The organism is Micromonospora sp. NPDC048935, from assembly GCF_043197875.1.
Lineage (GTDB): Bacteria > Actinomycetota > Actinomycetes > Mycobacteriales > Micromonosporaceae > Micromonospora.
Genome location: NZ_JBICTZ010000032.1, coordinates 1 through 1,483, shown reverse-complemented (window position 1 = coordinate 1,483; position 1,483 = coordinate 1). Strand labels below are relative to the sequence as shown.

Sequence of the window (1,483 nt, the reverse complement as noted above, 5' to 3'; positions counted from 1 at the left end):
TACTCCAGCCGCGCCTGGCGAAGTTGGAGTCTTCGCTGGTAGTGGGCTGTTTTGGCGCGGTACTGGTGTCGGCGTCGCCATCGTGACCATCGATGGATGTGGTCGAAGGGTCGGATGGTGGTGATCAGGTGTGCCAGCAGACGTCGGACCTCGCCGAGGGTGAGAGGGATGAGGCCGTCCTGGTCGGATTCGGTGCCCCTTTTTTGGCGTGGGTGGCGGTGACGGCGAGGTAGGCGTGGGCGCACAGAACGAGCGTTATGTGGCGGTACCAGGCGTCGTAGCGACGCACCTGGTAGTGATCCAAGCCGACCTCGGTCTTCGCGGTCTGGAAGCACTCCTCGATCGTCCACCGGGTCCCTGCGATGCGGATGAGGGTCTCGTCGCTGGTGTCGGCGGGGCCGGAGCACAGGTAGTAGGCCAGGTCGGTGGGGTTGGTGATGCTGCGGCGGATCAGCAGCCAGTGACCGTAACCGTCGGCGGTGCCGGGCAGGGAGGCCACCGCCCAGTCGTAGAGTCGTGGTCCTTTGGCGCCGGCGCCGCAGCTGCGACGCTTCCAGGCCAGGGTCGGTGCGTTGGTGGCGAGGACGTCCGGGCGGGAGTTGCCCACCGTGGTCGGGACCCGCTGGTTGCGCGGAACGGCCAGGACGTAACCGATGCGCTGCTGCTGCAGCCAGGTCCGGAACTTCGAGTCCTGCCCGTATGCCTCGTCTGCGGTGACCCACTTTGCCGGCAGTCCGGCGGTGATGGCGCGTTCGATCATCCGCAGGCCCAGCGCGGGTTTCGTGGCAAACCCGACGCCCGCCGTGATGCCGGCCTCCTCGCGGCGGGCAGGGTCGTCGCACCAGCCGCGGGGCAGATACAGCTCCCGGTCGATCAGCGTGCGCCCGTGTGGGCTGGCATAGGCGAGGAACACCCCGAGCTGGCAGTTCTCCGTCCGCCCGGCCGTGCCCGAGTACTGACGCTGCACCCCGGCGGATTTGATGCCCTTCTTCAGGAATCCGGTCTCGTCGACGATCAGCACCCCGTCGCCGTCACCGAGGTGCTCGGACACGTAGGCGAACAGGTCGTCGCGAACAGCGTCCGGGTCCCACGCTGACTTGTTGAGCAGCCGTTGCATCCGGTCCGGCGTGGTGTCGCCGGCGGCCTCGGCCAGGGTCCAGCCGTTCTTGCTCGCCAGCGGCGACAGCAACCCAACCAGGTAACTCAGCGCCTGCCGGCGCGGCTCGGCACGCCCGAACCGGTGCGCGAATCGCGCCAACAGATCATCCAGACCTGCCCGCCAGCCCACAATCTCATCGATCAACACAAGCACGGGAGCCTGCCCGCCCCGCGACTAGCCACAACAGACAGACGGTGCGACCACACCACCTATCCACCGAATATCATCGACATTCACAGCTGCGCGGCAGACTCAACTACGACGTCGATCATGCCGGTTACCTGCCAAAACTCCAGACCAGGCAACTGCGGCTGGAGTACTAGG

The 1,483-nt window shown here is 66.7% G+C and carries 1 protein-coding gene; it reads right to left on the bottom strand.

What is annotated here, in order from left to right:
- Positions 1–124: 124 nt before the first annotated feature.
- Positions 125–1,303 carry an IS701 family transposase gene (locus ACGFIW_RS33730; RefSeq protein ID WP_393324607.1) on the bottom strand — a complete coding sequence of 393 codons (1,179 nt, stop codon included), beginning with the start codon at positions 1,301–1,303 and terminating at the stop codon, positions 125–127.
- Positions 1,304–1,483 lie beyond the last annotated feature (180 nt).